Source organism: Kitasatospora sp. NPDC059722 (genome assembly GCF_042733235.1).
In the GTDB taxonomy this organism is placed as follows: Bacteria; Actinomycetota; Actinomycetes; order Streptomycetales; family Streptomycetaceae; genus Kitasatospora.
Map to the genome: position 1 here is coordinate 18,425 of NZ_JBHWGD010000001.1, position 26,307 is coordinate 44,731.

Consider the following 26,307-nt stretch of genomic DNA (forward strand, 5'->3'; position numbering starts at 1 on the left):
CCGCCCCTAAGAGAGTGCGGCGCGACGCGCGGGGGGATCTGGTCTTGTCGGAGTTTGTGTGGGTCGTTGGTCTGGGGGGCGGCCCGGGCCGCCGGGGGGGCGCGGGGCGGACGTCAGGCGAGCATCTGGTGGAGGGCGGGAAAGACGATCAGGACGGTCATCAGCAGGGTCAGCGCGGACCCGGGGGCGACCATCCGCTCGCTGTCGGCGTTGGCGCGGGCCAGGTCCTCGGCGAGCAGTTCGCCCCGCAGGCCCTTGGCGCGGGCCCGCAGGGTGTCGTACACGGCGGCGCCGTCGGTGCCGGACAGGCGCATGATGTCGGCGACGTCCTGGAGCGGGGTGAGGCCGAGTTCGGCGGCCAGCGCGTCCAGCCCGGCCCACGGCGGCATGCGGTCGGTGGCGGCGCGGTCGAGGGCGTCGCGGATGCGCAGGAACACCGTGCCGCGCCCGACCGAGGCGGCCCGGCGCAGCGCCTCGGCCGGCCCGCAGTCGGCGGCCCGTTCGAGCGCGACGAGTTCGAGGTAGGCGGCGATGCCGTGCAGGTACTCGACGCGCGCCTCCTTGGCCTCGCCGGCGACGATGGCGTCGGGGACGAACCAGAGCAGCGCGGCCAGCAGCGGCCCGGCCACCATCGGCAGGGCGAAGGGCAGTTGGACGTCCACGACGGCGAACACCGCCGCCAGGTAGGCGGGCAGCATCAGGCCGATCACGGCGAACAGCAGCTTGTGCACCATGAAACGGGCCGGGGTGCGGCCGATCAGGGCGAGTTCGCGGTGCGGGACGCGCACCCCGCGCACGGCGACGGAGCGCTCGCCGATCCGGTCGTACCAGCGCGGGCGCTCGTCCGGGTCCTCGGGGCGGTCGGCGGGGACGCGGTGCAGCCGGTCCAGGGCCTGGCGCAGGTCCGGCGGCGCCGGGCGCAGTTCGGCGATCAGCAGCGCGACGCCGCCGGCCGCGGCGGCACCGGCCAGGACGGACCACGGCGAGATCATCGGGCCTCCCCGAGCAACTCCGCTGCCTCGTCGGCGCCTTGGGCGTCCTGGCCGGGCGCGGCACGGCGGCGGCCGGTGCGGCTGCGCCGGTCGGCCACCAGCAGCCGGGGCACCGGCGGGTGGGAGGCGAGCGCGCGCATCCACGCGATGATGGCGACGAACAGCGCGGCGACGACGGCGAGCACGACCTGCCCGACGAGGGTGGTGTACGGGCGGGTGTAGTCGGAGTTGAAGGCGCCGACCACTATCACCAGCGTGATGATGCCGACCAGCCAGCGGATCGTGGTCCGGTGCTTGGAGCGGTCGGCCTCGATGGCGCGGCGCTGGCGCACCTCCTCGCGCACCGAGTCGGCCATGTCGGCGAGCGCGCGGGCGAGGCCGGGGCCGCTGTCGCCGGCCCGCAGGAGGAGCGCGGCGAGCACCTTGTCGGCGGTGGCGTCGGCGAGGCTGTCGGCGAAGGCGCGCAGCGCCTCCTCCGGCCGCCAGCGGGCCTGGAGGCGGGCGGCGAGCTCGCCGATCTCCTCCTCCAGGGCGGCGGGGGCGGTGCGGCGGCTGGTGACGATCGCCTGGTTGAGGCCGACGCCGAGCAGCAGCACGTCCGCGATGCGCTGGGTCCACTCGGAGAGCGCTTCGAGGCGTTCGATCCGGTGGGTGTCGGAGCGGGTGGTGTCGAACAGCCAGGGCAGGCCGAACACGGCGAGCGGCACCAGCAGGGCGGTCAGCGGGATTCCGGTGAACAGCCAGCCGAGCGCGGCGCCGATCAGCGCGAGCGGCAGCTGGATCCGGCGCAGGCGCACCATCCGGGCGGGGGCGGTGCCGGGGGCGCCGTACCAGAGCGTGTGGGCCCGGGTGGCGAGCGGGTTCTCCTGCTCGTCGCCGCCGTCCGCTTCCGGCGCCGGTTCGCTGCCGCGGGCCCACGCCACCAGGGCGACGACGCCACCGGTGACCAGCAGCCCGCACAGCACGAAGAGCAGCATCATCGGGCGCCACCGCCGATCCGCAGCTGGAGCTGGGAGGCCCAACTCCCGTAGCGGGAGCCGAGGAGCGAGGCGTCGAAGCCCGCCCGGCGCAGGTCGTCCAGGCACTGCGGCGGGGTGTGCGGGACGGCGCGCGGCTCGCCGTGCTCGGGGCGCGGGCCGAAGACGGTGTTCAGCGCGGGCCGGCCGCTCTCGCCGAGGCCGGTGACCTCCAGGACGTGCGAGACGAAGCGGTGCCGGCGCCCGCCGACGGCCGTCTCGTCGACCATGGCGACGTGGACGATCAGGTCCAGCGCGTTGGCGGTGAGGCGGTAGGCGAGGCCGTCGGTCATGTGCGAGCCGTACTCCAGGCAGAGCTCGGCGATGCGGTCGACGACCATGTGCGGACCGCGGGCGTGCAGCGTGCACATCGAGCCGCCCTCGCCGTTGGTCATGACGCGCAGCATCGGCACGACCTCGCCGGAGCGGACCTCGCCGACGATGATCCGCGAGAGCGTCATCCGCAGCGCGGCCGGGATGAGGTCGCCGATCGTCAACTCACCTGCCAGGCGGCCCTCGACGCGTTCCCCGTTGCCCTCGCGGGCCTCCATCGGGACGACCTGGCGCAGGTGGCCGAGGGTGTGCAGCCAGAGCTCGAACTCCGACTCCAGGGTGCCGATCCGCTCGTCCGGCGGGATCTCGGCGGCCATGGCGCGCAGCAGGCTGGTCTTGCCGACGCCCTGGGTGCCGGTGATCATCACGTTCTTCCGGGCCCGGATGGCGGCGGCCAGGAAGGCGGCCAAGGTGCTGTCCAGGGTGCCGAGCCGGACCATCTCGGGGAGCGTCGCGGAGGCCACCCGGTGGCGCCGGATCGCGACGTACGGGCGGGGCGTGACCTCGGTGAGCGCCTGGAGGCGCATGCCGCCCTCCAGGCGCAGGGCGAGGGTCGGGCTGGCGGTGGAGAGGCTGCGCTCTCCGCCGCCGTGCTGGCGGGCCAGGTCCTGGAGCAGCTCGACGAGTTCGGCGTCGCTGTCGGCCACCGGCGGCACCTGGCGCAGCGGCTGGTGCACGCGCGAGACCCAGACGTCGTCGCAGCCGTTGATCAGGATGTTCTCGATCTCCGGGTCGTCCAGGTAGGGCTGGAGCCGCCCGGCGCGGAACAGCAGGTCGAACACGGCCTCGGCGAGCGCGCGGTCCTGCTCCCGGGTGGGCGGGATGCCGTGGGTCTGCGCGTAGGCGTCCGACCAGCGCGCGACGGCCTCCTCGATGAGCGCCCGGCCGCGCTGGCGGCGGGTGGCGCGGTCCGGCTCGGCGCCGGTGCCGGAGGTCAACCGGGCGATCTGCTGGTGCAGTTCGGCCGCGACCTGGCGCTTGAGCTCGCGCGCGACCTGCGGGTCGACGGCCGGCCGGGTCCCGGCGCCGCGCAGGTCGAGCGAGGGCAGCTGGGACGGGACGGCGGTGGGCCCGGCCGGCGCCGCCGCGTACGCGGACTGCTGGGCGTACGGCGGCTGCTGGGCGTGCTGATGCGGCTGTTGGTCGGGCACCGGCTGGGGCACGGGCTGAGGCGCCGACTGGGGCACCGGCTGCGGATGGACCGGCCCGGTCGCGGGCAGCGGGCCCGACCACGGGAGCGCGGCCGGATCGGCGGACGGGCGCTGGTGCAGGGGGCTACCGCGCACGGAGCACCTCCCCGGGGCCGTGGGGCCGACCGTTCACCGGGGGCTGCTGCTCCTGGTGCGGGTCCGGCTCCTGGACGTGCTGTTCTGGGACCTGCTGCTGCGGGTGGGACTGCTGCTGGACGTACGGCTGCTGCGGCTGTTGTCCGTAGGCCTGCTGCTCGTAGGTCCGTTGCTCGTAGGTCCGTTGCTCGTACGCCTGCTGCCCGTGCGCCTGCGGGGCGTACGGCGACGGGGCCTGCACCTGCGGGCCGTACGCCTGCGACCCCTGCCCGGGGAACGGTGCGGGTGCGGCCGGCTGCGGCGCGAGCCCGGCGAGCGGCGCCACCGGGCCGGTGACGATCACCGGCGCGACCGGCTGCGGCTGCGCCTGGAACTGCACCTGGGCCTGCGGCTGTACCTGCGGCCGCACCTGGCCGGACGACTGCATCGGAGACTGCAACCTCGCCTGAGCGTACGGAAGTTGCTCCGCCTCCACCGACGACGGCGCCGCCATGGCAGCCCCGGCGGGCACGCCGACCGGCGCCCCCGGCTGCGCGCTCCGCGCGGGCGCGGCGACGGGCCCCGCCATCGACGCCACCGCCGTGACCGACGCCACCGGCGCCACCGCCGCGACCGGCACGTGCGCCACCGCCTGTCCGGGCGCCAGCCGCTGGCGCCGACGGCGCACCGCGAGCTGCACCTCGTCCGCCGCCGACCGCGCCGTGCGCATCAGCTCCGAACGGATGAACCGCCGGTCGGTGATGTCCCCGCCGTCGGAGAGCACCCGCGCGGTGCGCACCGCGTGCGGCAGCAGCCCGAGCACCGGCAGGCCGAACTCGCGCGACACCTCCGCCCCCGAGTACGGCCCCTCCGCGACGAGCAGCAGCCCGAGCGCGTCCGCCCCGGTGCCGGCCGTCGCCAGGTCCTCGGCGAGCGCGGCCAGCCGGGGCCGGGCCGCGCTCAGCCCGCGCAGGGTCGTCCGCACGGTGGCCGCGACGACGTCCGCCCGGCGGGCGAGGACGGCGCTCGCGCCGGTGGTGCCGGAGCGGCCGAGGTCCACGATGACGTCGTAGCCCTGCTGTTCGAGCCCGTGCAGCAGGTCGGCGAGCGGCTCCCAGGTGTAGGCGAGGCCGGGCGCCTGGCTCGGGTCGGTGAGGCCGGGCAGCAGGAGGCGCTCGGCGGTGCCGTCCGGGGAGAGGTCGACGAGCTGTTCCCAGAGCGTCTGGGCGAGCAGGCCGCGCCGGTCGGCGATGGCCAGGTTGCGCAGTCCGTACACCGCTTCGACGCGCCCCTCCAGGGCGCCCGCGAGCACGGCGCCGCCGTCCGGGTCGGCCTCGACGAGAACGACCCGGCGGCCGGGCTCCAGCGGCCAGGCGAGCAGGAGGGCCAGCGCGGACGTGGTCGCACCGGGTGCGCCGGGGCCGCCGGCCACCGCGATCACCGCCATCAGGCCCCACCCGCCCCTGTGCTGCGGCTCGCCCCGGCCGACGGGCTGCCCGCGGGCGGCGCCCCGGCGGCGGAGGTCCCGGGCGCGGGAGTCCCCGGCGCCGGTGTCCCCGCGGCCGGGGAGGCAGGAGCCGAGGGAGTCGAGGGGGCCGGGGTGGACGCCCCGGTGGCCGGCGGCGCGTCCCCGGCGGCGGCGCGCGGCGCGAGCAGCACCTGGATCCGTCCGCTCGCGACCCACTGGGCCAGCCGGGGCCCGTCCGCCGTGCCGATCGCCACGTCGGTCACGACGCTGCCGTCGGTGTCCGGGCGCCCGACCGTGATGACCGTCGCGGTCAGCGAGTCCGCCCGGCCGTTGTCGGGGGTGTAGACGATCACGACCTGCATGCCCGGCTGGAGCCGGGAGGCGGGCAGCTGGCTGCGGTGGGCCGCCACGCCGACGATGATCTGCCCGGGCTGCACGGCCAGCGACTGGGCGAGGTCGCCCTTGGTGAGCATCGCACCGCGCTTGAGGTCGGTGGCGGCCCGCAGGCCGACCGCGCCCGACCGGTCCTGCGCGGACACCGGGCGCAGCGCCGGGTCGGAGGCGATCCGCGCCACCACGAGGTCGTCGTCGGTGATCACCTGCCCGTACGGGACGTCCCGGGCGAGCGCCAGCACGGCGACCCGCTGCCCGGTGCTGCTGTAGAGGACGGCGCCGCCGAGCCCGCCGGCGGCGATCAGCGCGATCGACATGGCGAGCACGGCCGGACGGCGGCGCCGGGCCCGCAGAGTGCGGGCGGGGGCGTGCGGCGCGGCGCGGCCCTTGCCCTTCCCCGTCCCCTTGCCGCCGCCTTGGCCCTGTGCCTGTTCGGGCACGGCCACGGACACCGCGGCGCCTGCGGGTGTGCCGGGTCCCGGCGTCGCGTACGTACGGTTCTCCACCGGGTTGAGGCCTTTCGCGTGTCGTCGTGCTCGTCGGTCGTCGGTCATCGGTCGCCGATCGTCGGTCGCCGATCGTCGGTCGTCGGTCGTCGGTCGTCGGTCGTCGGCGGAGCAGGTCAGTTGAGGACCTGCACCTCGGCGACCTTGAGCTGGAAGGTGGCGCTCTGCGGCATGGGGATCGGGTCGACCTTGGTGTTCAGGCCCGTGACGGTGACCTCGCCCACCCAGTTCGCCGTGGCGGACACGGTGAACGCGCCGCCGGGCTCACGGGCCGAGCCGGTCGGGAACTCGAAGCCGCAGTCGGGCGACTTGGCGGCGCCGTAGCCGGGGTCGTACGGCGTCCCGGGCTTGTCGCAGGTCAGCGAGTACTTGTCGTTGAAGGTCCAGACCACGTTCTTCAGCCTGGGCGTGACGGTGACGGTGATGCCCTGGAGCGGCAGGGAGATGGGCTCCGGCGCCTGGCGGCCGTTCAGCCAGAGCCAGACCGGTGACTTCACCACCGCCGTGCCGAGTGGCGCGGCGGCGGGCGCGGGGGCCGGGAAGGGCATCCGGCCCACGATCTTCATCGCGATCGCCCGCGGGTCCGGCGGCGGTGCGGAGGGTGCGGTGGCGCTGAACTGGATCTTGCCCGGGGAGAAGCCTCCCCCGGCCTGCGGGCACGACGGCAGGTACAACGAACCCTCGGACGGCTTGTGCCCCTCCCACGCGGGGTCGTCGGCCGGCTTGTCGACGGTGGTGTAGTAGCAGCCGTCGCTGTTGCTGAACCAGCCCATCTCGGGGTCGTGGCACGGCCATTCCTGCCCGTGGTAACTGCACAGCAGCGGGCCGCCGCTGTTGCCGCCCCCGCCACCGCCTCCGTTTCCGCCGCCCGTGGACGTGCCTCCCCCACCGTGGACCTCACCGCAGATCACGTTCGGGGCGCATTGCTGCGCGCTGCCGCCCGGTGTTTCGTCCGCGATCGCCGGAACAGCCGCCGACATCAGCAGCAGGGCCGCCGACACCGGCGCGAGGGGTGCGAATCGCCGAGCGGTATTCCTGGTGTTCAGCATGTCCGGTCCGCCTCCCGCTTGAAGTCGTAGATCAGCCAGCGTGCTTGGAACCAGCGCAGGGACGCCTTCGCCACGTACCGGTCGACCCGCCCCACCGGTTCCCGCGCGGCCTTCGTGGTGGCGTCGACCCGGTTCCACTGCGACACGTCGAGGCAGTCCTCGATCACCGCGGTGTGCGGATCGGCGTTCAGGTCGACCGCCGTCACGACGGCGGAATTGCGCGGCGCCCCGGTCATCACCAGTTTGGCGTCGTGGAGTTGACGCAGTCCGACGAGCGTATCGGCGAGCGCCTGTCCGGAGGAGTACGTCTCCAGAGCGATTCCGTCCGAATCCGTGCGCCCGAATGCCTCGGTCTGGGCCCGCCACCAGTCCTGATAGGTGTTCACGGCCAGTCGGCCCGCGGCACCTTCCGGACCGGTGGTCGGCGCGATCGTGGCGTTTACGGAACCACCCGAAGGAGTTAGCGGGTTCACTTGCGCGACGCTCGGCGCACCCGTCCCGAGACGATCGACGGAACCGCCCGGCCCACCGCTCGCGCACGCGCCCAGCAGCATCGCCAGAACCACCCCACCGACCCCAACCGCCCCAGGGCGCAACACATTTCCGCGCTGCCGCATCGCCCCACCTCATCGCGACCGAACCCGACCGAAGTCCGTGGCCGCCGGAAGAATTCCGCCGTCCCACCGATGTTTCCGCGGGGCATCGATTCTTCGCCAACCCACCCCATCACGGCAACACCTCGGGCCCCCTGACCTTACGCGGAAGGCGGATCCGTCGGGGCACTTTCGCGCCACAGGACGGCCAACAGTTCTTCGGAAAGCGACAATCCGGCCAATGCGCCCCGCACCGCCGCCCGATTGCGCATCAAGAGGCGCCCGCCCTGCGGCGGAACGAGCAGGCGCGCGCCCGGCGCACCCGAACTTCCGGCCGGTTCCGCGCGGTCCACGACCGCGGCGACGGCGGGCTGGAGGTCCAGCGGCCCGACGGCGGCCGGCGCCCCCGGCAGGCCCTGGCGCAGCACGGTGGCGAGGGCGTGGCTGAACGATCCCTCACCGCCCGGCAGCACGGCGTCCCGGCCGCGTCTACCGGGGACGTAACGACCGATCCGGCCCCAGAGCGGGACGCGCGAGTAGCTCAGCAGTTCGCCCGCGCCCTCCTGGCCGGAACGAGTGTCGGCACCGCGTTCGAGCGCCGCCCAGGTGTCCCGGTCGGCGACGGCGTCGACGAGCAGCAGCGTCTCCTCCTGGTCGCCGTGCACCATGGCGCTGACCACCCAGTCCCAGGCGAGGCCGCGGCGGTAGGCGTTGCCGGCGGTGCTGCCGGCCGTGACCAGGGCGAGCCGGCGCCCGCGCGGGTCGGCGACCAGCTGGCCGAGCAGGCAGACCACCAGCCAGCGACCGGGGTGCTGGGCCGCCGAACGGACGGCGGTGAGCATCGCGTTGGCGTCCGCGTCCGGCGCGACGGCGGTGACCCGGCAGCCCCCCGCGCCGGTGTCGAAGCACATCCCGGGCAGTTCCCCGGCGAGCAGGCGGGCGCCGTCCGGCGCGTGCGCCGACCCGCCGAAAGCCTTGTCGGGGCCGCCGTCCGCCCCGATCACCACCAGATCGACCCCACCGGCCATCAGCACACCCCCTCCTCGCCGGCCCCGGCGCACCCGGGGCCGCCCGCCGGGCAGGCTACCGCCCCCGGCCGCCGCCGACGGGGCTCCCGGCCCCTTCGCTCCGGGACCATGGGCCCTATCGGCCCGCGCGGCGGCCGGAGGACGATCGGACGCATGGAGCCCGACGACCGTGTGGAGACCCTGAGCGAGACCGAGTGCCTACGGCTGCTCAGCACCGTGCCCGTCGGGCGCGTGGTGTACACCGAGCACGCGCTGCCCGCCGTCCTGCCGGTCTCCTTCGAGGTCGTGGACGGGCGGTTGCTGCTCGCCGTGCGCCGGGGGAGTGCGACCGCGCGCGGGCTCGACGGCACCGTCGTGGCGTTCCAGGCGGACCTCCTGGACCCGGTCACCCGCACCGGATGGAGCGTGCTCGTGCACGGGCGGGCCAACGCGGTCGGCGACCCCGAGCAGGTGCGGCGGGCGCTGCGCTCCGGGCTGCGGCCGTGGGTGGGGGACCCGGAGCCGACGTACTTCGCGCTGGTGCCGGAGCTGGTGAGCGGGCGCCGGCTGCTCCCGGCCGGACACGGGGTCCTGTGGTCCCGAGGGGTGCCGCGGGTCTCGACGAGTGCTGCGGGCCCCGATGGGTGCTGCGGGTCCTGAGGGGTGCTGCGGGTCCCTAGGGGCGCTGCGGTCCTGAGGCGCTGACCTGGGAGTTCCGCGTCCACCCTCGATGAGGTGCGGGGCCCGCTCCTGACAGGTACCCGGGAGTAGGCATACCCTGCCGACGTCCTGATCACCGGGCTGCGGCCCGTCCCCCTCCAGGAGCGACCGTGACGAGCTTCGCCTCCCTCGCCGACCTCACCAACGCCGTCGGCACCGAGCTGGGCACCAGCCAGTGGCACACGATCGAGCAGCGGCAGATCGACCTGTTCGCCGAGGCGACCGGCGACCACCAGTGGATCCATGTGGACCCGCAGCGGGCCAAGGAGAGCCGGTTCGGCTCGACGATCGCGCACGGGTACCTGACGCAGTCGATGATCCCGGTGCTCGCCAAGGAGTGCTACAGCGTCGAGGGGGTGCGGATGGCGCTCAACTACGGGTCGGAGAAGGTGCGCTTCCCGGCGCCCGTGCCGGTGGGCACCGCGATCCGGGCCACCGCCGAGCTCGTCTCGGCCACCGAGGTGCCGGGCGGGGTCCAGGCGGTCGTGCGCTTCACCATCACCAGCGCGGAGAGCGCCAAGCCGCACTGCGTCGCGGAGACGATCACCCGCTTCTACGCCTGACCCGCCGCCCGGGGGCCCGCCCGCAGCGGCGGGCCCGCACTCCAATTGGCCTGTACGCCGATCGGCTCGCACTCCTATCGGCCCGTGCTCCGATCGGCCCGCACTCCTATCGGCCCGTGCTCCGACTGGTCCGTACTCCGATTGGCCCGCACGGACGTCTCCACCGGGTCCGGACGGCTCACGGGGCGTAATCTCCGACGAGATGGTTGTCGCACCGCGTGGGGGCCGCACCCGGCCCGCCCCGTGGTGCGCCCCCCGGCATGCCCGGTAGCCGTGACCGTCCCTGGAGGAGCCGTGCCCCGCCCTGCCCCGTGGTTCTCCCGCCTCGCCGGTCTGACCTCCCAGCTCGCTCCTCCGCCCGCACGCCCGGCCCGCGGCCCGGGATCCAGCCCGGGATCCAGCCCGGGACCCGGCCTCGCCCAACTGCCCCGCGCGGCCTGGCACCGCGTGCGGGCCGAGGCCTTCGGGGCCGACCCGCGCGGCGAACGACTGGCCCGCATCCACCGCTCCCCGCAGTTCGCCGACGGCTCCTTCCGCAACCCGCTGCCCACCCGCCGGCTGGTGTACGAGCGCAGCCCGCTGGAGATCACCCTCGCCCAGCTGTCCGGCGACAAGACCCGCCGGGCGCCCGCCGCCGCCGTACCGGTGCACCGGCTCCTGCCCTCCGACCTCGCCGAGCCGCCGGAGTCCGGGCTGCGGCTCACCTGGCTCGGGCACGCGACCGTCCTCGCCGAGATCGGCGGACGCCGGGTGCTGCTCGACCCGGTGTGGGGCGAGCGCTGCTCGCCGTTCGCCTGGACGGGCCCCAAGCGGCTGCACCCGGTGCCGCTGCCGCTCGCCGAACTCGGGCCGGTGGACGTGGTCGTGGTCTCGCACGACCACTACGACCACCTCGACATGGCGACCGTCCGCGCGCTCAACGGGACGGGCGCGGTGTTCGCGGTGCCGCTCGGGGTCGGTGCGCACCTGGAGCACTGGGGGGTGCCGACTGCGCGGATCGTCGAGCTGGACTGGTGGGAGTCGGCCGAGGTCGCCGGGCTGACGCTGACGGCCACGCCCGCCCGGCACTACTGCAGCCGGGGACCGCGCACGAGCGCGCTGTTCCTGTGGGCGTCCTGGGTGGTGGCCGGCGGCGGGCACCGGATCTTCCACAGCGGGGACACCGGCTACTTCCCCGGCTTCGCCGAGATCGGGCGCCGGCTCGGGCCGTTCGACGCGACGATGATGCAGGTCGGCGCGTACAGCGACTTCTGGCCCGAGGTCCACATGACGCCCGAGGAGGGCGTGCGGGCGCACCTGGACCTGGGCGGCGAACTGCTGCTGCCGATCCACTGGTGCACCTTCAACCTCGCGCTGCACCCGTGGGAGGAGCCGGCCGAGCGGGTGGTCACGGCCGCCCACGCGCTCGGCGCCCACCTCGCGGTGCCCCGACCGGGCAAGCCGTTCGAGCCGGTGAATCCGCCGGCCCTGCGGCTGTGGTGGCGGGCGGTCGCGGCGGCGGCGCGCGGGAGCGTCGACCCGGTGGTGGTGCGGGAGACGGGTTTCAGCGAACAGATTTCAAAATCTGTTCGCTGAAATCTGTTATCTGTTATCTGTCTTCTGTCAGCTGTCTTCTGTCAGCTGTCACCCGTCGCCGCTCCCCCCGACGTCCGCCCGCCCCCCACGCCCTGCCCCCTACGCCCTACTCCCCCAGGACGTCCCGCAGGGCCCGGGCCTCCTTCACCACCCGGCCAGAGCCGCCCTTCGCCGCCGTGCCCGTCACCTCGGCGATCGCACCGCGCGCCCCCGTCCGGCGGGCGCAGTCGGCGGCCAGCGCGACGAGGTCCCCGAGGCCGCGCACGCTCTGGTCCCCCGCCAGCAGAACCGGCAGCGCGGCGCCGAGCACCGACCACACCGTGGCGTACGCCCCCGTCCCTGCCGCGAGGCCCAGCGCCGAGGCGAGCCGGGTGGGCTTCACCACACCGCACTCGACCAGTGCGCCCAGCTCCCGCCCGAGGAGCGCGCCGTCGAGGTCGCCGCGGGCGGCCAGCACGAGCAGCGCGTCGACGGCCGCCGTCCGGTCCTCGGCGTGCCGGGCACCGAGCCCGTACCCGAGGGCCAGGTGCAGCGCGAGCCCCGCCCGCCCGCCGGCCTCGGCGAGCACGGGCAGCAGCGGCCCCGCCCCGCGCTCGTCGAAGTCGGCCGCCGCGGCGAACCAGTCGAGCCAGCGGGCCGCCAGCTCCTCGCGGTGCCACGGCAGCATCGCCGCCCAGTGCGCCGTCGGCATCCACAGCCAGTGCCGCTGCGCCCGGACCCGCGCCACGCTCGGCTCGGTGCCGTCCAGCAGCGCCCGGAAGTCGCCCGCGAGCCGCTCACCCGCCGGTCCCTCGGGCCCGGCGCCGAGGCCCGGCTGGGCGACGGCGACCCGGTGCAGGTCCTCCCACCAGCGCTCGCCGTAGAGGTGCGAACTCCGCGCGCCCCGGCCGGGCGCGAAGACCACCCGCTCCGACGGCTGGGCGGGCAGGCCGCCGCCGCGCAGCCACTGAGCCACCCACCGCCCGGCGGGCGTGGGCACCGCCTCCGCCGCGCGGAGCACGCCGGCGTCGGCCGGCCCGACCCGCAGCAGCGCCGAGCACAGGTCCGCCTGGCCCGGTGTGACGCCCGCCGCCGCGTACCCGGCCAGCCGCTCGACCAGCACCGCGGCGTCCAGCGCTCCGGTCGCGTCGGTGGGCGTGGCCAGCAGGTACGGCGGGCGGTTCGCCGTCACCTGCCACGCCGCCTCCTCCAGTCGGGCAGCGAGCACCCGGCCGTGCAGCGTCGTGTAGTCGCCGCGCAGCGGGGAGCGGCCCTTGCCGCCGAGGAAGTCCCGGAGCCGGTGCGGCGGCGTCCGGCCGGCCGCCGCCGTCGCGACGTAGAGGACGCCCCCGGGGCCGCAGTCCTGCCAACGCCCGACGTCGTTCCACTCGTGCACCCGAAGGACCGGCCCCAGCGCCTCGACGAGCGCGGCCCGGTCCTCGCAGGCGTGCCGCACGAGCCCGTCCAGGACGCGCTCGAACACCGCGACCTCCGGCGCCGAGGACGCGAGCAACGCGGACAGCTCCTCCGCGACCTCCGCCGCCGAGGCGATCGGCGCCCCGAGCGGCAGCGGCTCGGGAACGGGCGGCAGCAGCTCGTTCCACCCGGTGTCCGGGTCGTCCCCGCCGACCGGTGCGCCGAACAGCTCGCCCGCGCGCGGATGGTGGACGGGGTTCAACCCCTCGGCGGCGAAGAGGAGTTCGGGCAGCACCGCGCTCCCGGCCGCCTTGAGGTGACGGGCCACCACGTTCAACGCCCGCTCCTGGACGCCCGCGTCCGGGTGCCCGAACGCCCCGGCCGCGGCGAGCACCACCGCGCCCGCCCGCTCCGGCGAGCGCCGGGCCGCCTTGTCCAGCCACCCCAACTGCGCGCGCACCAGCTTCTTCTCGGCCCGGAACAGCACCACCGCCGAGGCCTCGCCCAGCAGTTCGGGCTCGACCAGCCCGGCCTCGTCCAGCCCGGCCAGCGCCTCCTGCGCGTACCCGGCGATGACCGCCAGGCCGTCCAGCATCGCCACCAAGTCCCGTGCGCGGGCCGCGAACTCCTCGGGCGTCGGCGCGAGGGCGCGCAGCACGTCGGCGAAGAGCCGCTGGTCGGCGGGCCGCCCGCCGCGCAGCAGCCGGGCCAGGCAGCGGTCGAGCACCTCACCGCGCTCCAGCACCCCGGAGGAGGCGAGCTCCGCGACGGCCTCCGTGAACACGTCCCCTGGCCGGTTGCTGAGCGACCAGGACAACAACTGCCCGACGTCGTCGAGTTCGAAGACCCTCGGTATCAGCACCGGGGTGAAGGCGTCGGCGCGCAGCTGCTGCGCGAGCGTCGGGCGCGCGCCGGTGCGGCCGATCTGCCCGTTCAGCCACTCCCGCACGAACGGCTCGCTCTGCGGCACCGCGCACCCGGTGCGCCGCACCACGGCCTCGACCACCGGGTGGAGCGACCAGCCCCAGCCCGGCACCGCCCGCTCGGCCAGCCGCGCGGCCACCTCGACCTGCCACTCCACCGGCTGCGCCGCGACGACCACGGCCAGCTCCCGGGGCAACGTGCCGCTGCGCCCGCCGAAGTCCCGCCCGCCGATCCAGGTGGCCGCCCCGGCCGGGCCCGCGTGGCAGCCGGCCCCGGCGACCAGCAGGGCGGCGGCCCGCGCGTTCGCGAGGTTCGACCACTCGCCGCGGATCTCCCGGCGCTGCTCCTTCAGCCCGGGCACGCAGGCCCGCCGCTGCGCCGGGTCCAGCGCGGCGAGCAGGCCGGGCACCGCCCGCACCGCACCGCTCCGGACGGCCGCGAGCAGCTCGCCGACCCCGTCCGCCATCGCCACGGCCGCGTCCGCCGATGCCACCGCGTTCACGCCCCGGCCTCCTTGCCGTCCCGTACGATCCCCACCGCGAGCGCGTGCTTGCACGGCCCGCGCCCGCCGCGGTACTTGGCCCACCACAGGCAGGTGCAGCTCACCCGGCCCGCTTCGTCCGTCCGCACCCGCTGGACATGGTCGTCCACCGTGACGACGGCCGTCACACCGCCCTCCTCCAGCCGCACCGCGCCCGCCGCGACGAGCGCCCGCGCGGCCCGCAGCCGCGGGTTCGCCGCCTCGGCCCGCCCGGCGTCGTACGGGAGCTGCCGGTGGAAGTAGGCGGCCTCGGCGGTGTCGTAGCCGATCTGCCCGGCGGTGCCCAGCCTGGTGAGCGCGGCCCGCACCCGCTCCGCGGTGAGCCCGGACTGCTCGGCCAGGTCGGCGACCTCGATCCGCGGCTCCCACGCGAGCAGGACGGAGACGAGCTCGGCGTCGCGCTCGACGGTGTCGGTGGCCAGGGCCCCGAGCACGCCGCCCTCGCCGGAGAACCCGCGCGAGGCGTCCGGGGAGAGCGTCAGCGTCAGCCGCATGCCCGGCAGCACGACCTCCCACGCGGAGGCCGCCGGGCCGGCCAGGGCCGCACCGGCCACCGGCCCGTACACCCGAAGCGCGAGCGCGTGCCGCAGCACCCGCTGGAGCGCGACCAGCCGCTCGGGACCGGGCAGGCAGACCGCGCCGGGCACCGGACGGGTGGTCGGCCGCAGGGTGCGCCCGGCCGGCACGACCCACCCGACGCCGCCGCGCCCGCCGCCCCCGCCGCGCGGCAGCGAGCGCAGGAAGCGGACCGCCTCGGCGGCGGGCAGCTCGGCCCGCAGGTCGAAGCCGGCGGCGGTGACCTGCGTCTCGGCGAAGCCGCGCAGCCAGCGCTCGGGCAGCGGCACCTTCTTCTCCACCACCGGCCCGTCGAAGGTGGTGACCTCCAGCGCGTCCGGCCCGACCGCGAGGTGCAGCGGCTCGGCCGGGCCGATCCGGGTCAGGGCCTCGCGCAGCGGGTTGTTGACGTCCACGTTGGTGGTGCCGTGGCCGATGTCGTCGCCGTCGAGTCCGGCCTCCAGCACGTCGAGCCGGGCGTAGACGCCGCAGCAGCCGGAGAAGGACTCGAAGCGCAGCCGGTCCCCGTTGGCGGTGACCACCGGGTCGAGCGAGGCGCGCAGCTGCGGCTGGTAGTAGCGGGCGGCGGCGACGTCCGCGACGGCGAGCAGCGCGGCGGCGGCCGGCGCCGGGTCGGCGAGGAAGCCCGTGAAGAACCGCGGGTTGGCCGCCGCGCCGAGCGGCGTGGCCCCGCCCGAGGTGGCCAGGTCGAGTCGCCGGCCGGCACCCGCGGCGTCCGGATCGAGCACGGCGGAGGGGCGCAGATAGGCGTACGCGTGTGCGGATTGCGTCATGCCGAGCACGCTAGGTGAGGGCACTGACAATTCCTCACCCGCGAGCGCGACTGAAACAGGTTCTACATCTCTTTCGCCCCCTCGATGGTTACCCACGTCACACCGCCACCGGTTGGCATCTGCCACTATGGGCCCGTGACCGACCTGACCGAACAGGCGAGACGAGCCGACGCCCCGGCCGGCTCCTTCGCCTCGCTGCTGGAGATCGAGCGGCTGGACGAGAACACGTTCCGGGGCCGCTGCCACGCCGGGGCGCCGATGCGCGCGTTCGGCGGACAGGTCGCCGCGCAGGCGCTGACCGCCGCCGGGCGCACCTGCGACGGCGAACGCGCCGTGCACTCGCTGCACAGCTACTTCCTGCTGCCCGGCGACCCGACCGAGCCGATCGACTACGAGGTCGACCGGATCCGCGACGGCATGTCCTACACCACCCGCCGCGTCACGGCGGTGCAGAACGGGAACGCGATCTTCACGCTCTCCGCGTCCTTCAAGCGCCCCGAGCCGGCCGCCGAGCGCCACCGCCCGATGCCCCCGGTGCCCGGCCCCGACGGGCTGCCGGACGCGTTCTCGCTCTGGGAGCCGGCCGCCCGCGAGGCCCTCGCCCGCACCGAGGGCTTCCGCGAGCTCGAACTGCGCTTCGTCCCGGACGACGCGCCCGGCCTGCCGGAGGCCGTCCCGGGGATGCCGCAGCAGTTCGTCTGGCTGCGCACCGGCTCCCCGCTGCCGGACGGCGACCCGCTCCTGCACACGTGCGCGCTCACCTACCTGTCCGACCTCACCCTCGCGTCCACCGCCGGACTGCACGTGCAGCCGAACTTCTTCCGGCGCATCGAGCCGCCCCGGCTGCTGATGGCCTCGCTGGACCACGCGATGTGGTTCCACCGCCCGTTCCGGGCCGACGAGTGGCTGCTGTTCGCCCAGCGCAGCCCGTCCTCCTCGGACGGCCGGGGGCTGTCGCTCGGCGAGTTCTACGACCGGGACGGGCGGCTCGTCGCCTCGGCCGTGCAGGAGGCGCTGATCCGGGAACGGCGCTGATCCGGGCCGGGCCCGGCGGCCGGCGCCGCCCTGCTCAGCGCCGTCCCGGGCCTCCCCGGCACGGCGGTGACCGCCCGGCGAACGGAAGGGGGCCGGTCGGCGTCATACTCCTGAGCGGCCCCGGCCCGTATCATGGTGCGGGTGACCAAGGTTGACCTGTCACCACGGCCGGTGGAGGCGATGTCTCCGCGTCAGCTCGAACGCCGCGAAAGCCTGATCGCGGCGGCGCTCGCCCTGGTGAACGAGATCGGCGTCGAGCGGCTGCAGATGAAGCAGGTCTGCGAGCGGTCCGGAGTCGCCCTGGGGACGGCGTACCGCTACTTCTCCTCCAAGGACCACCTCCTGGCGGCGGCGATCGCCGAGTGGCACCGCCTGCTGCTGGCCGACCTGGTGGCCGAGCTGCGCGGGCCACGCGCCGGGCTGGGGGCCACGGACCGGGCGGTGCGGTTCGTCCGCGGCGGGATGCGCGCCTACCAGCGGCAGCCCGAGCTGGCGCGGCTGCGGGTGGCCGTCGCCGCGTCCACCGACCCCTTCGCCAGCGAGGCGCTGCAGGGCATGGCCCGGGCCGACAGCGCCGCGCTCCAGGCGCTGATGGGCGAAGTGCCGGGCGCCGCGAGCGACCTCGTGCGGCACATCGTGGGCCACGCCTGGCAAGGCGAGCTGACCGCGTGGGTGACCGGCCGCACGACGCTCGGGGACGCCAGGCGGCGCCTGGAGGACGTGGTGCGGCTGGTCCTGACCCCGTACGAGACGCCCTACCCGGCGCCCTACGAGGTCCAGACCGTGGTCCAGACCACTGCTGTACCGGCCACCGCGGTCCAGACCGCGCCGGTCCCGACCACCGCCTAGACCGGGCCCCGCCTAGACCCGGCCCCCGGCGGGTGCCGGTCCCGCGACCACCGTCACCGGGTGGGCCACCGCCGCACCGAACAGGTAGCCCTCCCGGTTGAACTCCGCCGACCGCGGCTGCGTGCCGCCCCGGCGGTCCGTCGCCCGGGCGAGCAGCTCGTGGCGGCCGGGCCCCGTGGGGCGCCAGCCGATGCTCCAGCGCGTCCAGTCGCGGGCGCGCGGCTCGTCGTGCAGCTCGGCCCGCCGCCACGTCCGGCCGCCGTCGTCGCTCACCTCCACCCGGAGCACCGCGGCCCCGCCGGACCACGAGCGGCCGTGCAGCCGGTGGGTGCACCCGGCCGCCAGCACGGCGCCCTCGGCGAGCTCGAAGGCGCACTTCGGCACCTGCCGGCTCAACGGGGCGCCGCCGCCGGGCGGGTGGCCGGGGCCGAACATCCGGTAGAAGTCGGTGTTCCAGGGCGAGGACAGCGGCCGGTCGGCGACCTCGATCGAGCCGAGCCACTTGATCGAGGCGATGCCCACCCAGCCCGGCACCACCAGTCGGGCCGGCGCGCCGTGGTCGGGCGTCAGCGGTTCGCCGTTCATCCCGTAGGCGAGCAGCACGTCGTCCAGCGCCTTGGCGAGCGGCAGCGGGCGGCGCACCGGGCCGTGGTCGACGCCGTCGCGGACGTAGTGCGGGTCGAGGCCGGCCGGCAGCAGGTCGACCGCGCCGGGGCCCAGCCCGGCCTCGCGCAGCACGTCCGCGAGCCGGACGCCGTACCAGCTCGCGGAGCCGACGCCGCCGAGCGCCCAGGGCGTGCCCGGGACGCGCTGGTGCTGGCGGCTCGCGTAGTAGCTGCGGCCGTTCCCGGCGCACTCGATCAGGGCGCTGATCCGGGTGCGGGGCAGGGCCCGGAGGTCGTCGAGGGAGAACTCGACCGGCCGGTCGGCGGAGGGGGAGCCGCGCAGACCGGTGCCGAACAGCCGCAGCCGCCACGTGCCGGGGTCGATCAGCGGGGTGCGGGTGTGGTTGCGGACGAAGAACCGTTCCACCGGGACGTGCCGGCCGATCGCCGCGCGGCCGTCCGCGCCGCGCAGCGCGTCCCAGCGCATCTCGGCGTTGGTGTCGTGCGCCACGAACCACGCCGCGGGCAGCGGCTTGACGATCCCGGGCACGTGGACGGACTCAGGGGCGGACTCACGAACGGATTCCCGAACGGACACCTCGGCTGGTGCGTGGGCGGGCGCATGGACGTCATCGGCCATGGGCGGACTCCTTCCCTCGGACGGAAGGCACTGTGCGCCACCGTTCCGTCACGCTCCGGATGGTACGGCCGCGCACCGGCCCCCCGTAAGACGGCCGGGGGGCTTGACCTTCTCACCGGTGTGAACACCTACCGTACGGACGAGCCGCGCCCCGCACCCACGGACAGGAGCACCCACGATGGCGTCCACCCCCTTCCCCCCGCTCGCCCGGATCGTCCGCGGCACCGGCCCCGGCCTGCTGCTCGCCCACGGCGCCGGCGGCAGCGCCCGGGACAACTGGGGCCCGCTGCTGGCCGGCCTCGCCGCCCACCGCACCGTCGTCGCCCCCGACTACCCCGGCTCCGGCGACTCCCCCTACGAGCCCGGCGAGCCCACCCTCGACGACCTCGCCGACCGGCTCGTGGCGACCGCCGACGAGGAGGGCCTCGACACCTTCGACCTGGCCGGCTACTCGCTCGGCGCCGCCGTCGCCGTCCGGGCCGCCACCCGCCACCCAGGGCGGGTCCGCTCGCTGCTGCTCCTCGCGGGCGTGGCCGGCGGCTCGGCGCGGCTGCGACTGCTGGCCGACCTCGCCATCGACCTCGCCGACCGCCCGGCCGACCTGACCCGCCTGATGCTCACCGTCGTACTCGGCGGGACGTGGATCGACGCGCTCTCCCCCGACGACCTCGCGTTCCTGCGGGAGTCGCTCGACTCGCCCGTCCCGGCGGGCTTCCGGCAGCAGTTCCGGCTGGCGGGCCGGGCCGACGTGCGCGCCGAGCTCGCCGCGATAGCCGTGCCGACCCTCGTCGTCAGCACCACCGAGGACCAACTCGTGCCGCCCGGCCAGCACCGAGTCCTGGCCGACGGCATCCCCGGCGCCCGCCTCGCCGAAATCGCCTCCGGCCACCTCCCCGTGGTCGAGCGGCTGCCCGAACTGCGTTCCGTGGTGCTCGACTTCCTCAAGGAACTGGACGCCACAGCCGTCTGAGGCCTGCCACCGAGCCCTCGGAGAGCAGCGGGCAACGGCGGGGAACACCGCCCGCCGACGGGACGTTCGCCCGGTCATGCGCATCGGAGAAGTCTCCCGCCTGACCGGGGTGTCCACCCGCCTGCTCCGCTACTACGAGGAGCAGGGTCTGCTCGAACCGGCCCGCTCGGCCGCCGGCTACCGCGAGTACGCCGAGGCCGACACCGTCCGGGTCCGGCAGATCCGCAGCCTGCTCGCGGCCGGCCTGTCCACCCGCGTCATCGCCGAGATCCTCCCTTGCGCCACCGGCCCGATCCCGGCCCTGGAGGCCTGCCCGGACCTGCTCGCCACGCTGCGCGGCGAACTCGCCGACATCGACTCGCGCATCGACGAGCTGACCCGAAGCCGCCAGGCCCTCGCCCGCTACCTGACCACCGCGCACGCTCCAGCACACGAGTACGCGGCCTGACCACCGCGCGCCCCGCCGACGCACGAGTACGGAGCCTGACCGTCACCGGCGAGCGGCCGTGACGGGACGTAAGTCCCCTCCCGCCGCCTCCCCGGCGCGCCCTCCCCGCCCTCGCGGTGCGAACTGGACATAGTGCGATATGCAGCCGAATCCCCGTCATATCGCCGCCGCCCCGGTCCGCCCCGCGAGGTACGAGAGGTACGCCCGATGAGCACCCAGCCGCCGCAGTCCGAGCCCCGCCCCAAGGGTCCGGACGAACCCGCCGCGACCCTCCCCGTCGACCGGGTGGTGTTCGGGGTCGGCGCCGTCCTGGTCCTGGCGGTGGTCGCCTGGGGCATCTTCGCCGAGGACTCCCTCGGCCGGACCTCGAAGACGGCGCTGGGCTGGGTCCTGCACAACTTCGGCTGGCTGTTCGTCGTCGCCGCCGACGTGTTCCTCGCCCTCACCGTCCTGCTGGCCTTCAGCCGCTTCGGCCGCATCCGGCTCGGCCGCGACGACGACGAGCCCGAGTTCTCCACCCTCGCGTGGGTCGCGATGATGTTCAGCGCCGGCATGGGCATCGGCCTCATGTTCTACGGCGTCGGCGAGCCGCTGCAGTTGTTCGCCGCCCCGCAGCCCGGCTCCGGCCTCGAACCGCAGAGCGCCGCCGCGGCCCAGCAGGCCATGGAGTTCTCGCTGTTCCACTGGACCCTGCACCCGTGGGCGATCTACGCCGTCGGCGGCCTCGCGCTCGCCTACACCACCTTCCGCAAGGGCCGGGGCAACCGGATCTCCTCGGCCTTCGTCCCGCTGATCGGGCAGCGCGGCGCGGACGGCTGGCCGGGGCGGGCGATCGACCTGCTCGCCGTGTTCGCCACCGTCTTCGGCTCGGCGACCAGCCTCGGCCTCGGCGCCCTCCAGGTGGCCGACGGGCTCGGCTACATCTCGTCCGTCCGCAACACCCAGAACGCCCAGATGGTCATCATCGGCTCGCTGACCGCCGCCTTCGTGCTGTCCGCGTTCTCCGGCGTCCACAAGGGCGTCAAGTGGCTCTCCACCGCGAACGTCGTGCTCGCCTCGCTGATCATGCTCTTCGTGTTCGTGTTCGGGCCCTCGGTGTTCGTCCTGGACGCCGTCCCGTCCACCGTCGGCGGGTACCTGTCCGACCTGCTCGCGATGTCCACCCAGACCGGCGCCTTCACCGACGAGAGCTGGCTCGGCTCCTGGACGATCTTCTACTGGGCCTGGTGGCTCTCCTGGGCGCCGTTCGTCGGCACCTTCATCGCCCGCATCTCGCGCGGCCGGACCATCCGCCAGTTCCTGCTCGGCGTGCTGCTGGTGCCCAGCGGGGCCACCGTCGTCTGGTTCTGCGTGATGGGCGGCACCGCGATCCGGCTGGTCACCACCCGCACCGCCGACCTCGTCGCCACGATCCCGCAGGGCGCCGAGGCCTCGCTGTTCGAGATGCTGCGCTCGCTGCCGCTCGGGTCGGTGACCAGCGTCGTCGCGGTGGTGCTCGTGATGACCTTCTTCATCACCAGCGCCGACTCCGCCTCGCTCGTCCTCGGCTCGCTGTCCAGCCGGGGCTCGCTGCACCCGCGCACGTGGCTCGTCGTGGTGTGGGGCGTGCTCATGGGCGGGGTCGCCGCCGCGCTGCTGCTCGCGGGCGGGCTCACCGCCCTGCAGAACGCGACGATCCTCGTCGCACTGCCGTTCGTCGTCGTGATGCTGCTGCTCTGCGTGTCCCTCGTGAAGGAGCTGCGGGAGGACCCGGCCGCCGGGCCGTCCCGGTTCCACCCGGCGCACGGACTGCGGGACGCGGTCCGCGTCGCGGTCGGCGAGGCCCTCGCCGACGCGGGCCGCCGCGACCGCACACCACCCGTCTGACCAGCCACGACGCCCCGCCCGAGCCAGGTTGGGGCGTATCCGCCCCAACCGACGTCCAACCCCCGTCCGGACTTAACCCGTGCGTACCGACCGTTCATTCCGTCCTGCCACCCTCCGTGACATGAACGCCTTCCCTCCGGCGACCTACCAGGAACCGCGCTTCCCGCTCCCCCAGCGCCACCGCCGCCTGCTCGCCTGCGCCGCCGTCCTCGCCTCCATCGTCCTCGGCACCTTCGGCGTCGGCGCGACCGTGGAGACCGTCCAGCACGACACCGTGACGACGACCGCCACCGCCGGCAAGTAACCGACCGCCCCACCGGACCCACCAGCACCGCCGTCCCCAGGGGCGCGGTGCTTTCGCATGTCCGGGCCGGACAGCCCGGGAGGGCCTCGGGAGCGCCTACTCGCGCTCGTCGCGGCGGGAGTGGCGGCCCGTGCCCGGGGAGGGGCAGAGGTCCAGCGCGGGGGCGTAGCGGGCGGCCGGGGGGCGCAGGAGCCACGCCGGGGGACGGGTCGCACGCGGGGCGGGGGTGATCAGGCCCAGGCGGTGCAGGAGGTCGAGGGCGTCGCGGCGCAGCGCGGTGCGGTCGGCGAGGTAGTCGCGGCGCCAGCCGGCCGGGAGGCCGTACTCGTCGGCGATGTCGCCGAGGACGCCGTCTATCAGCGCGTCGGGGATCGGCACGTCGCCGTCGGTCGGGTCGCCGGGCAGCGGGCGGACCTCCTCGACGAGGCGCTCGACGAGCAGCAGGGCCGCCTGCGGCAGGGTGCCGGCACCGGGCAGGGCGAGGTCGGTCAGTTCGTCGGCCGGGTCCAGCAGGGCCACCCCTTCGGCCCTCAACTCGGCTTCCAGGCCGAGGAATTCGCCGAGTGCGGCGGGCCCGCTGAGTCGGTGGTCGCGCAGCCATTCACGCTGCTCGCCGGGGAGGTCGGCGGCGAGGACAGCGGGGGTCTCGGCGAGCAGGCGGCGCACGGCGGTGGCGGGTTCGGCGTCGGCGGCGCGGCGGATGAGGTCGGCGGCGCCGTCGGCGAGGGCGGGCGGCCCGGCGGGGACGGCGCGGGCGAGTTCACGGTCGACGGTGAGCACGCAGGAGCGGTCGGCGGCGGCCGGGTCGTCCGGGAGTCCGTCGAGCACCTGCCAGTCGGCGAGCGCGGCGAGGGCCATGGCGCGGTCGGCGGGCGCGGCGGGCAGGTCGGGCGCGGCGGCGCGCATGGCGTCGAGCAGCCGCCGGTACGGGAGTTGCTCGGGGGCGTCGACGAGCAGGGCGAGCGCGAGGGCGAGCTGGGCGTAGCCGGCGGGGGTGAACGGGGTGCCGGTGCCGGGGTCGTGGAGGCGGCGGGCGGCGGCGGGGCCGAGGCCGGCCTTGTAGAGGCGGGCGTGCCAGGGGCCGACGACGAGGCGGTAGCCGAGCAGGGTGTCGAAGCGTTCGGTGAGCCAGTCGCGGTGACGGCGGATCAGCGGGAAGCCGTCGGCGTGCGGGCCGGAGGCGGTGACGAGGGGGTGGGCGAGCAGCAGCCGCGCGGCGATGCGGCGTTCGGCGGCAGCGTCGGGGTGCGGCGGGTCCTGGGGGCCGCGATCCCGGGCCTCACGCTCATGGGCAGCAGGCTCATGGGCAGCACACCCCTGGGCGGCACACTCCTGGGCAGCACGCTCCTGGACATCGCGGTCCCGGGCTTCAAGGGGCTGGACGTCACGCGGCTGCTTTTCGCACGCCTGCGTTCCGCACGCCTGGACCGCGCACCCCTCGGTTTCCCGCTCCTGGGCGGAACGATCCTGCGCGCCGGGCAGCGGCCGGGTCCGCTCGGGCTTGCGGTGCCTTCCGGGCTTGCCCGCCTTGGCGCCTGAGCGCACGACGGGCGGCGCGGCGGCGTCCCGGCGGGCGCGGCGCAGGCCGCGCACCGGGCGGGCCTCGCGGACGCGGCGCACGGCGGCGGCGTGCGCGGTGGGGCCGTGCCACCAGCTGATGTCGGCGTCGGCCGGCACGTCGGCCGGAACACCGAAGTGACGGGCCGGATAGAGGCCGAAGGACGCGGTGCACAGGTCGTCGGCGATGCCGGGGCCGGCCGCGGCGAACCAGTGCGCGAGCCGCAGCAGCCCCGGATCCGGCGACAGCTCCCGCCCCGCCGGGGACTGCCCCTTCACATCGTCAGACCTACTGCCGGGAACGGGGACGGACGCCGTGACGGACGGCACGACGGACGGCGTGACGGATGCACAGGAGGTCGCGGACGCAGCGGCGGGGGCGGGTACGGCGAGGACGGCGTCGGTGGTCCCCCGCCCCGTTCCGCCCGTGCGCCCGTCCGGCCTGCCGTCCGCCACCCGGGTGGCGGAGGCCGCGTACTCCTGCTGCTCCATGTCGGGGACCAGACTAGACGGTGGCCGGGTCACCCGTCGGCAGCAACCGGGCCCCGGGCGGACATCCCGGCCAAGTGGCCGCCCGCCCTCCGCTACGTCGCCGACGGCCTGCGGGCACCGTCACCCCGGCCCCGTCGCGCCCCCGCCACAGCCCCATCGCGCTCCCCGAGTACCGCTCGCCGAGGTGTCATCCCCCGCCCCCGAATGGGGTTACGCACCGGTAACCCGGTCTACCGCCGCACCGGGCGGTCGCCTAGGGTTCGAGCGCGAGGCCCGTTTCCCCCACCCTCATTCCCGGAGGTCAGCAGCCGCATGAGCATCAGTACGACCACCCGAGCCGTCCTCGGCGGGCGCCTGCGCTCGACCACCGGCCTGCTGGGCGGCTTCGCGGCCACCTCGGCGGCACACCTGGGCGCGATCCTCTCCGGCACCTCCGTGCTCCGCAACGCCACCAAGCCCGCCCTGATGCCCCTGCTGGCCGCGCACAGCGTCTCGGCGGCGACGGCGGCGGAGCGGGAGGCGCCGAAGCTGCTGGCACCGGCGCTGCTGCTGAGCGCGGGCGGGGACGTGCTGCTCCAGCTCAAGGACGACACCGCGTTCCTGGCCGGAATGGGCTCCTTCGCGGCGGCGCACGTCTGCTACGTGACGATGTTCGTGCGCCAGGGGGCGCTCACCGACCGCAAGCGCGCCCTCCTGGTGGCGGCCGCGTACGCGGGGGCGTGGGCCGGCATGATCGGGCAGCTCTGGCCGGACCTCGGGGACCTCCGGGTGCCGGTGGCGGGCTACAGCCTGCTGCTCGCCTCGACCGCCGTGACCTCGGCGGGGCTGGGCTGGCGCACCGGCCTGGGCGGGGCACTGTTCCTGCTGTCCGACACCCTGATCGCCACCCAGCTGGCGAAGTGGCGCGAGCTGCCGGGGCATCAGTTCTGGATCATGGCGACGTACATCCTCGCCCAGTACCTGCTGGCCGACGGCGCCCTGAAGGCCGAGCAGCGGCAGGCCTGAGCCCGCCCCGAGGCGCCCTGGCGTCCCGGGGCACCGCGGCAACACCATCGGGACACCACCGCGCCGCCGGTCCGAGAACGGTCCGGCGGCGCGGCGGATGCGAGCGGGAGGCACGCGGAAGGGCCATCAGGCACCGCGCCTCCGCAGCAGCCAGAAGCCGCCGACCCCGCCGGCGACGAGCACCAGGCCGCCCGCCAGCTCGGCCGGGTCGCCCGCGACCGAGCCGCCGAGGCCGGTGTGGACGGAGCCGTGCGGGGCGACCTGCTGGCTCCCGGCACCGGACTGACCGAGCGAACCGGCCCACTCCCCGGCCGCCTTGCCCCAGTCGCCCAGGCCTTTGTCGGGGCCTTTGTCGGTGCCCTGGTCCGGGCCCGTGACGGTGGTGACCGTGACGGACGTGGAGAAGGCACCGCCGTCGGGGCAGGTGCCGTCGACCTTGCTGTCCCCGCCGTGCTGGCCGGCCAGGCGCGCGGAGCCGCTGTGCTTGCCGTCCGGGCCCAGGGTGAGGGTGGCCGGGCCGCCCTCGAAGGCCGCCGAGTGGGCGGTGATGGTCTTCGCGTCGGGTTTGTCCGACTTCTCGCAGGAGACCGTGACCGTCACGGTCTGGCCCGGTGCGGCCTGGGACGGGCTGACCGAGGCCGCACCGTCCCTGGCGATCGCGAGGGGGGCCGTCAGACCGGTCAGTACCGTCGCGCCGATCAGGGCGGCGGCGGCCGTACGCGTGGGGCGCATGCCGGAACCTCCGGGATTCTCGGGCGCGGCCGGGGACTCCCATGTCCACGTGGTCGAACAACCGCACCCAGTCACTCACCGACGGTAGGCACCCCTTCGGCGCCCGGCCACCGCG

The 26,307-nt window shown here is 75.5% G+C and carries 23 protein-coding genes; 10 read left to right on the forward strand and 13 right to left on the reverse strand.

Annotated elements, in window-relative coordinates; translation table 11 throughout:
- Nucleotides 1–113: 113 nt before the first annotated feature.
- The 8 genes from ACFV4F_RS00070 to ACFV4F_RS00105 all read right to left on the reverse strand — a co-directional run bounded on the left by ACFV4F_RS00070 (nt 114) and on the right by ACFV4F_RS00105 (nt 8,643).
- Nucleotides 114–992 (reverse strand): hypothetical protein, encoded by an 879-nt coding sequence (locus ACFV4F_RS00070; RefSeq protein WP_380437911.1) that lies wholly within the window; start codon nt 990–992, stop codon nt 114–116.
- Nucleotides 989–1,972 (reverse strand): type II secretion system F family protein, encoded by a 984-nt coding sequence (locus ACFV4F_RS00075; protein ID WP_380437909.1) that lies wholly within the window; start codon nt 1,970–1,972, stop codon nt 989–991. The genes ACFV4F_RS00070 and ACFV4F_RS00075 overlap by 4 nt, the downstream gene beginning before the upstream one ends.
- Entirely contained in the window at nt 1,969–3,627 is a 1,659-nt protein-coding gene (locus ACFV4F_RS00080) for a CpaF family protein (protein ID WP_380499807.1), read from the reverse strand. Before ACFV4F_RS00080 ends, ACFV4F_RS00075 begins: the two co-directional genes overlap by 4 nt.
- The gene (locus ACFV4F_RS00085; RefSeq protein WP_380499809.1) at nt 3,617–5,053 is read right to left on the reverse strand and encodes a hypothetical protein; all 1,437 of its coding nucleotides are present in this window, start codon (nt 5,051–5,053) and stop codon (nt 3,617–3,619) included. The genes ACFV4F_RS00080 and ACFV4F_RS00085 overlap by 11 nt, the downstream gene beginning before the upstream one ends.
- A complete protein-coding gene (locus tag ACFV4F_RS00090; protein ID WP_380499811.1) occupies nt 5,053–5,973 on the reverse strand; it encodes an SAF domain-containing protein in 921 nt (306 codons plus the stop codon). Before ACFV4F_RS00090 ends, ACFV4F_RS00085 begins: the two co-directional genes overlap by 1 nt.
- 116 nt (nt 5,974–6,089) lie before the next feature.
- Entirely contained in the window at nt 6,090–7,022 is a 933-nt protein-coding gene (locus ACFV4F_RS00095; RefSeq protein WP_380437901.1) for a hypothetical protein, read from the reverse strand.
- The gene (locus tag ACFV4F_RS00100) at nt 7,016–7,576 is read right to left on the reverse strand and encodes a hypothetical protein (protein WP_380437899.1); all 561 of its coding nucleotides are present in this window, start codon (nt 7,574–7,576) and stop codon (nt 7,016–7,018) included. The genes ACFV4F_RS00095 and ACFV4F_RS00100 overlap by 7 nt, the downstream gene beginning before the upstream one ends.
- Nucleotides 7,577–7,776: 200 nt before the next feature.
- On the reverse strand, nt 7,777–8,643 hold the full coding sequence (locus ACFV4F_RS00105) for a hypothetical protein (protein ID WP_380499813.1): 867 nt from the start codon (nt 8,641–8,643) through the stop codon (nt 7,777–7,779).
- Nucleotides 8,644–8,796: 153 nt separating this feature from the next.
- On the opposite strand from ACFV4F_RS00105, the gene ACFV4F_RS00110 reads away from it, so the two are divergent.
- The 3 genes from ACFV4F_RS00110 to ACFV4F_RS00120 all read left to right on the forward strand — a co-directional run bounded on the left by ACFV4F_RS00110 (nt 8,797) and on the right by ACFV4F_RS00120 (nt 11,480).
- A complete protein-coding gene (locus ACFV4F_RS00110) occupies nt 8,797–9,282 on the forward strand; it encodes a pyridoxamine 5'-phosphate oxidase family protein (protein ID WP_380499815.1) in 486 nt (161 codons plus the stop codon).
- 170 nt (nt 9,283–9,452) lie between these two features.
- Nucleotides 9,453–9,905, forward strand: coding sequence for a MaoC family dehydratase (locus ACFV4F_RS00115; protein ID WP_380499817.1), 453 nt, complete (start codon nt 9,453–9,455; stop codon nt 9,903–9,905).
- A 423-nt stretch (nt 9,906–10,328) separates the two neighbouring features.
- Nucleotides 10,329–11,480: an MBL fold metallo-hydrolase gene (locus ACFV4F_RS00120; RefSeq protein WP_380499996.1), complete on the forward strand. Its 1,152-nt coding sequence runs from the start codon at nt 10,329–10,331 to the stop codon at nt 11,478–11,480.
- Between the two features lie 106 nt (nt 11,481–11,586).
- Here the strand turns inward: ACFV4F_RS00120 and ACFV4F_RS00125 are convergent, their stop codons facing one another.
- The gene (locus ACFV4F_RS00125; RefSeq protein WP_380499820.1) at nt 11,587–14,301 is read right to left on the reverse strand and encodes a DUF6493 family protein; all 2,715 of its coding nucleotides are present in this window, start codon (nt 14,299–14,301) and stop codon (nt 11,587–11,589) included.
- Nucleotides 14,298–15,689: an SWIM zinc finger family protein gene (locus tag ACFV4F_RS00130; protein ID WP_380499822.1), complete on the reverse strand. Its 1,392-nt coding sequence runs from the start codon at nt 15,687–15,689 to the stop codon at nt 14,298–14,300. The genes ACFV4F_RS00125 and ACFV4F_RS00130 overlap by 4 nt, the downstream gene beginning before the upstream one ends.
- 135 nt (nt 15,690–15,824) lie before the next feature.
- On the opposite strand from ACFV4F_RS00130, the gene ACFV4F_RS00135 reads away from it, so the two are divergent.
- The gene (locus ACFV4F_RS00135) at nt 15,825–16,724 is read left to right on the forward strand and encodes an acyl-CoA thioesterase (RefSeq protein ID WP_380437887.1); all 900 of its coding nucleotides are present in this window, start codon (nt 15,825–15,827) and stop codon (nt 16,722–16,724) included.
- 141 nt (nt 16,725–16,865) lie between these two features.
- Nucleotides 16,866–17,573 carry a TetR/AcrR family transcriptional regulator gene (locus tag ACFV4F_RS00140; RefSeq protein ID WP_380437885.1) on the forward strand — a complete coding sequence of 236 codons (708 nt, stop codon included), beginning with the start codon at nt 16,866–16,868 and terminating at the stop codon, nt 17,571–17,573.
- Between the two features lie 12 nt (nt 17,574–17,585).
- Here ACFV4F_RS00140 and ACFV4F_RS00145 read toward each other — a convergent pair whose 3' ends face one another.
- Nucleotides 17,586–18,818: a sulfite oxidase gene (locus ACFV4F_RS00145; RefSeq protein ID WP_380499823.1), complete on the reverse strand. Its 1,233-nt coding sequence runs from the start codon at nt 18,816–18,818 to the stop codon at nt 17,586–17,588.
- Nucleotides 18,819–18,996: 178 nt separating this feature from the next.
- Here ACFV4F_RS00145 and ACFV4F_RS00150 point away from each other — a divergent pair, with 178 nt between their 5' ends.
- The 4 genes from ACFV4F_RS00150 (at nt 18,997) to ACFV4F_RS00165 (ending at nt 22,406) form a co-directional block, all read left to right on the forward strand.
- Nucleotides 18,997–19,788: an alpha/beta fold hydrolase gene (locus ACFV4F_RS00150; RefSeq protein ID WP_380499824.1), complete on the forward strand. Its 792-nt coding sequence runs from the start codon at nt 18,997–18,999 to the stop codon at nt 19,786–19,788.
- A gap of 76 nt (nt 19,789–19,864) precedes the next feature.
- Entirely contained in the window at nt 19,865–20,236 is a 372-nt protein-coding gene (locus tag ACFV4F_RS00155) for a MerR family transcriptional regulator (RefSeq protein ID WP_380437881.1), read from the forward strand.
- Between the two features lie 207 nt (nt 20,237–20,443).
- Nucleotides 20,444–22,102, forward strand: coding sequence for a BCCT family transporter (locus tag ACFV4F_RS00160; RefSeq protein WP_380489427.1), 1,659 nt, complete (start codon nt 20,444–20,446; stop codon nt 22,100–22,102).
- A 121-nt stretch (nt 22,103–22,223) separates the two neighbouring features.
- The gene (locus ACFV4F_RS00165; RefSeq protein ID WP_380437877.1) at nt 22,224–22,406 is read left to right on the forward strand and encodes a hypothetical protein; all 183 of its coding nucleotides are present in this window, start codon (nt 22,224–22,226) and stop codon (nt 22,404–22,406) included.
- Between the two features lie 96 nt (nt 22,407–22,502).
- Here the strand turns inward: ACFV4F_RS00165 and ACFV4F_RS00170 are convergent, their stop codons facing one another.
- Complete coding sequence (locus ACFV4F_RS00170) at nt 22,503–24,455, reverse strand: DUF2398 family protein (protein WP_380499825.1); 1,953 nt, start codon at nt 24,453–24,455, stop codon at nt 22,503–22,505.
- 312 nt (nt 24,456–24,767) lie between these two features.
- On the opposite strand from ACFV4F_RS00170, the gene ACFV4F_RS00175 reads away from it, so the two are divergent.
- Nucleotides 24,768–25,460 (forward strand): lysoplasmalogenase, encoded by a 693-nt coding sequence (locus tag ACFV4F_RS00175; protein WP_380499826.1) that lies wholly within the window; start codon nt 24,768–24,770, stop codon nt 25,458–25,460.
- Between the two features lie 126 nt (nt 25,461–25,586).
- Here ACFV4F_RS00175 and ACFV4F_RS00180 read toward each other — a convergent pair whose 3' ends face one another.
- A complete protein-coding gene (locus ACFV4F_RS00180; RefSeq protein ID WP_380437871.1) occupies nt 25,587–26,192 on the reverse strand; it encodes a hypothetical protein in 606 nt (201 codons plus the stop codon).
- Between the last annotated feature and the right edge of the window lie 115 nt (nt 26,193–26,307).

Bases quoted from the DNA above. Each gene is read 5' to 3' on its own strand.
- ACFV4F_RS00070 (WP_380437911.1), bottom strand. From the start codon at position 992: ATGATCTCGCCGTGGTCCGTCCTGGCCGGTGCCGCCGCGGCCGGCGGC.
- ACFV4F_RS00075 (WP_380437909.1), bottom strand. From the start codon at position 1,972: ATGATGCTGCTCTTCGTGCTGTGCGGGCTGCTGGTCACCGGTGGCGTC.
- ACFV4F_RS00085 (WP_380499809.1), bottom strand. From the start codon at position 5,053: ATGGCGGTGATCGCGGTGGCCGGCGGCCCCGGCGCACCCGGTGCGACC.
- ACFV4F_RS00095 (WP_380437901.1), bottom strand. From the start codon at position 7,022: ATGCTGAACACCAGGAATACCGCTCGGCGATTCGCACCCCTCGCGCCG.
- ACFV4F_RS00100 (WP_380437899.1), bottom strand. From the start codon at position 7,576: ATGCTGCTGGGCGCGTGCGCGAGCGGTGGGCCGGGCGGTTCCGTCGAT.
- ACFV4F_RS00105 (WP_380499813.1), bottom strand. From the start codon at position 8,643: ATGGCCGGTGGGGTCGATCTGGTGGTGATCGGGGCGGACGGCGGCCCC.
- ACFV4F_RS00110 (WP_380499815.1), top strand. From the start codon at position 8,797: ATGGAGCCCGACGACCGTGTGGAGACCCTGAGCGAGACCGAGTGCCTA.
- ACFV4F_RS00130 (WP_380499822.1), bottom strand. From the start codon at position 15,689: ATGACGCAATCCGCACACGCGTACGCCTATCTGCGCCCCTCCGCCGTG.
- ACFV4F_RS00145 (WP_380499823.1), bottom strand. From the start codon at position 18,818: ATGGCCGATGACGTCCATGCGCCCGCCCACGCACCAGCCGAGGTGTCC.
- ACFV4F_RS00150 (WP_380499824.1), top strand. From the start codon at position 18,997: ATGGCGTCCACCCCCTTCCCCCCGCTCGCCCGGATCGTCCGCGGCACC.
- ACFV4F_RS00155 (WP_380437881.1), top strand. From the start codon at position 19,865: ATGCGCATCGGAGAAGTCTCCCGCCTGACCGGGGTGTCCACCCGCCTG.
- ACFV4F_RS00160 (WP_380489427.1), top strand. From the start codon at position 20,444: ATGAGCACCCAGCCGCCGCAGTCCGAGCCCCGCCCCAAGGGTCCGGAC.
- ACFV4F_RS00165 (WP_380437877.1), top strand. From the start codon at position 22,224: ATGAACGCCTTCCCTCCGGCGACCTACCAGGAACCGCGCTTCCCGCTC.
- ACFV4F_RS00170 (WP_380499825.1), bottom strand. From the start codon at position 24,455: ATGGAGCAGCAGGAGTACGCGGCCTCCGCCACCCGGGTGGCGGACGGC.
- ACFV4F_RS00175 (WP_380499826.1), top strand. From the start codon at position 24,768: ATGAGCATCAGTACGACCACCCGAGCCGTCCTCGGCGGGCGCCTGCGC.
- ACFV4F_RS00180 (WP_380437871.1), bottom strand. From the start codon at position 26,192: ATGCGCCCCACGCGTACGGCCGCCGCCGCCCTGATCGGCGCGACGGTA.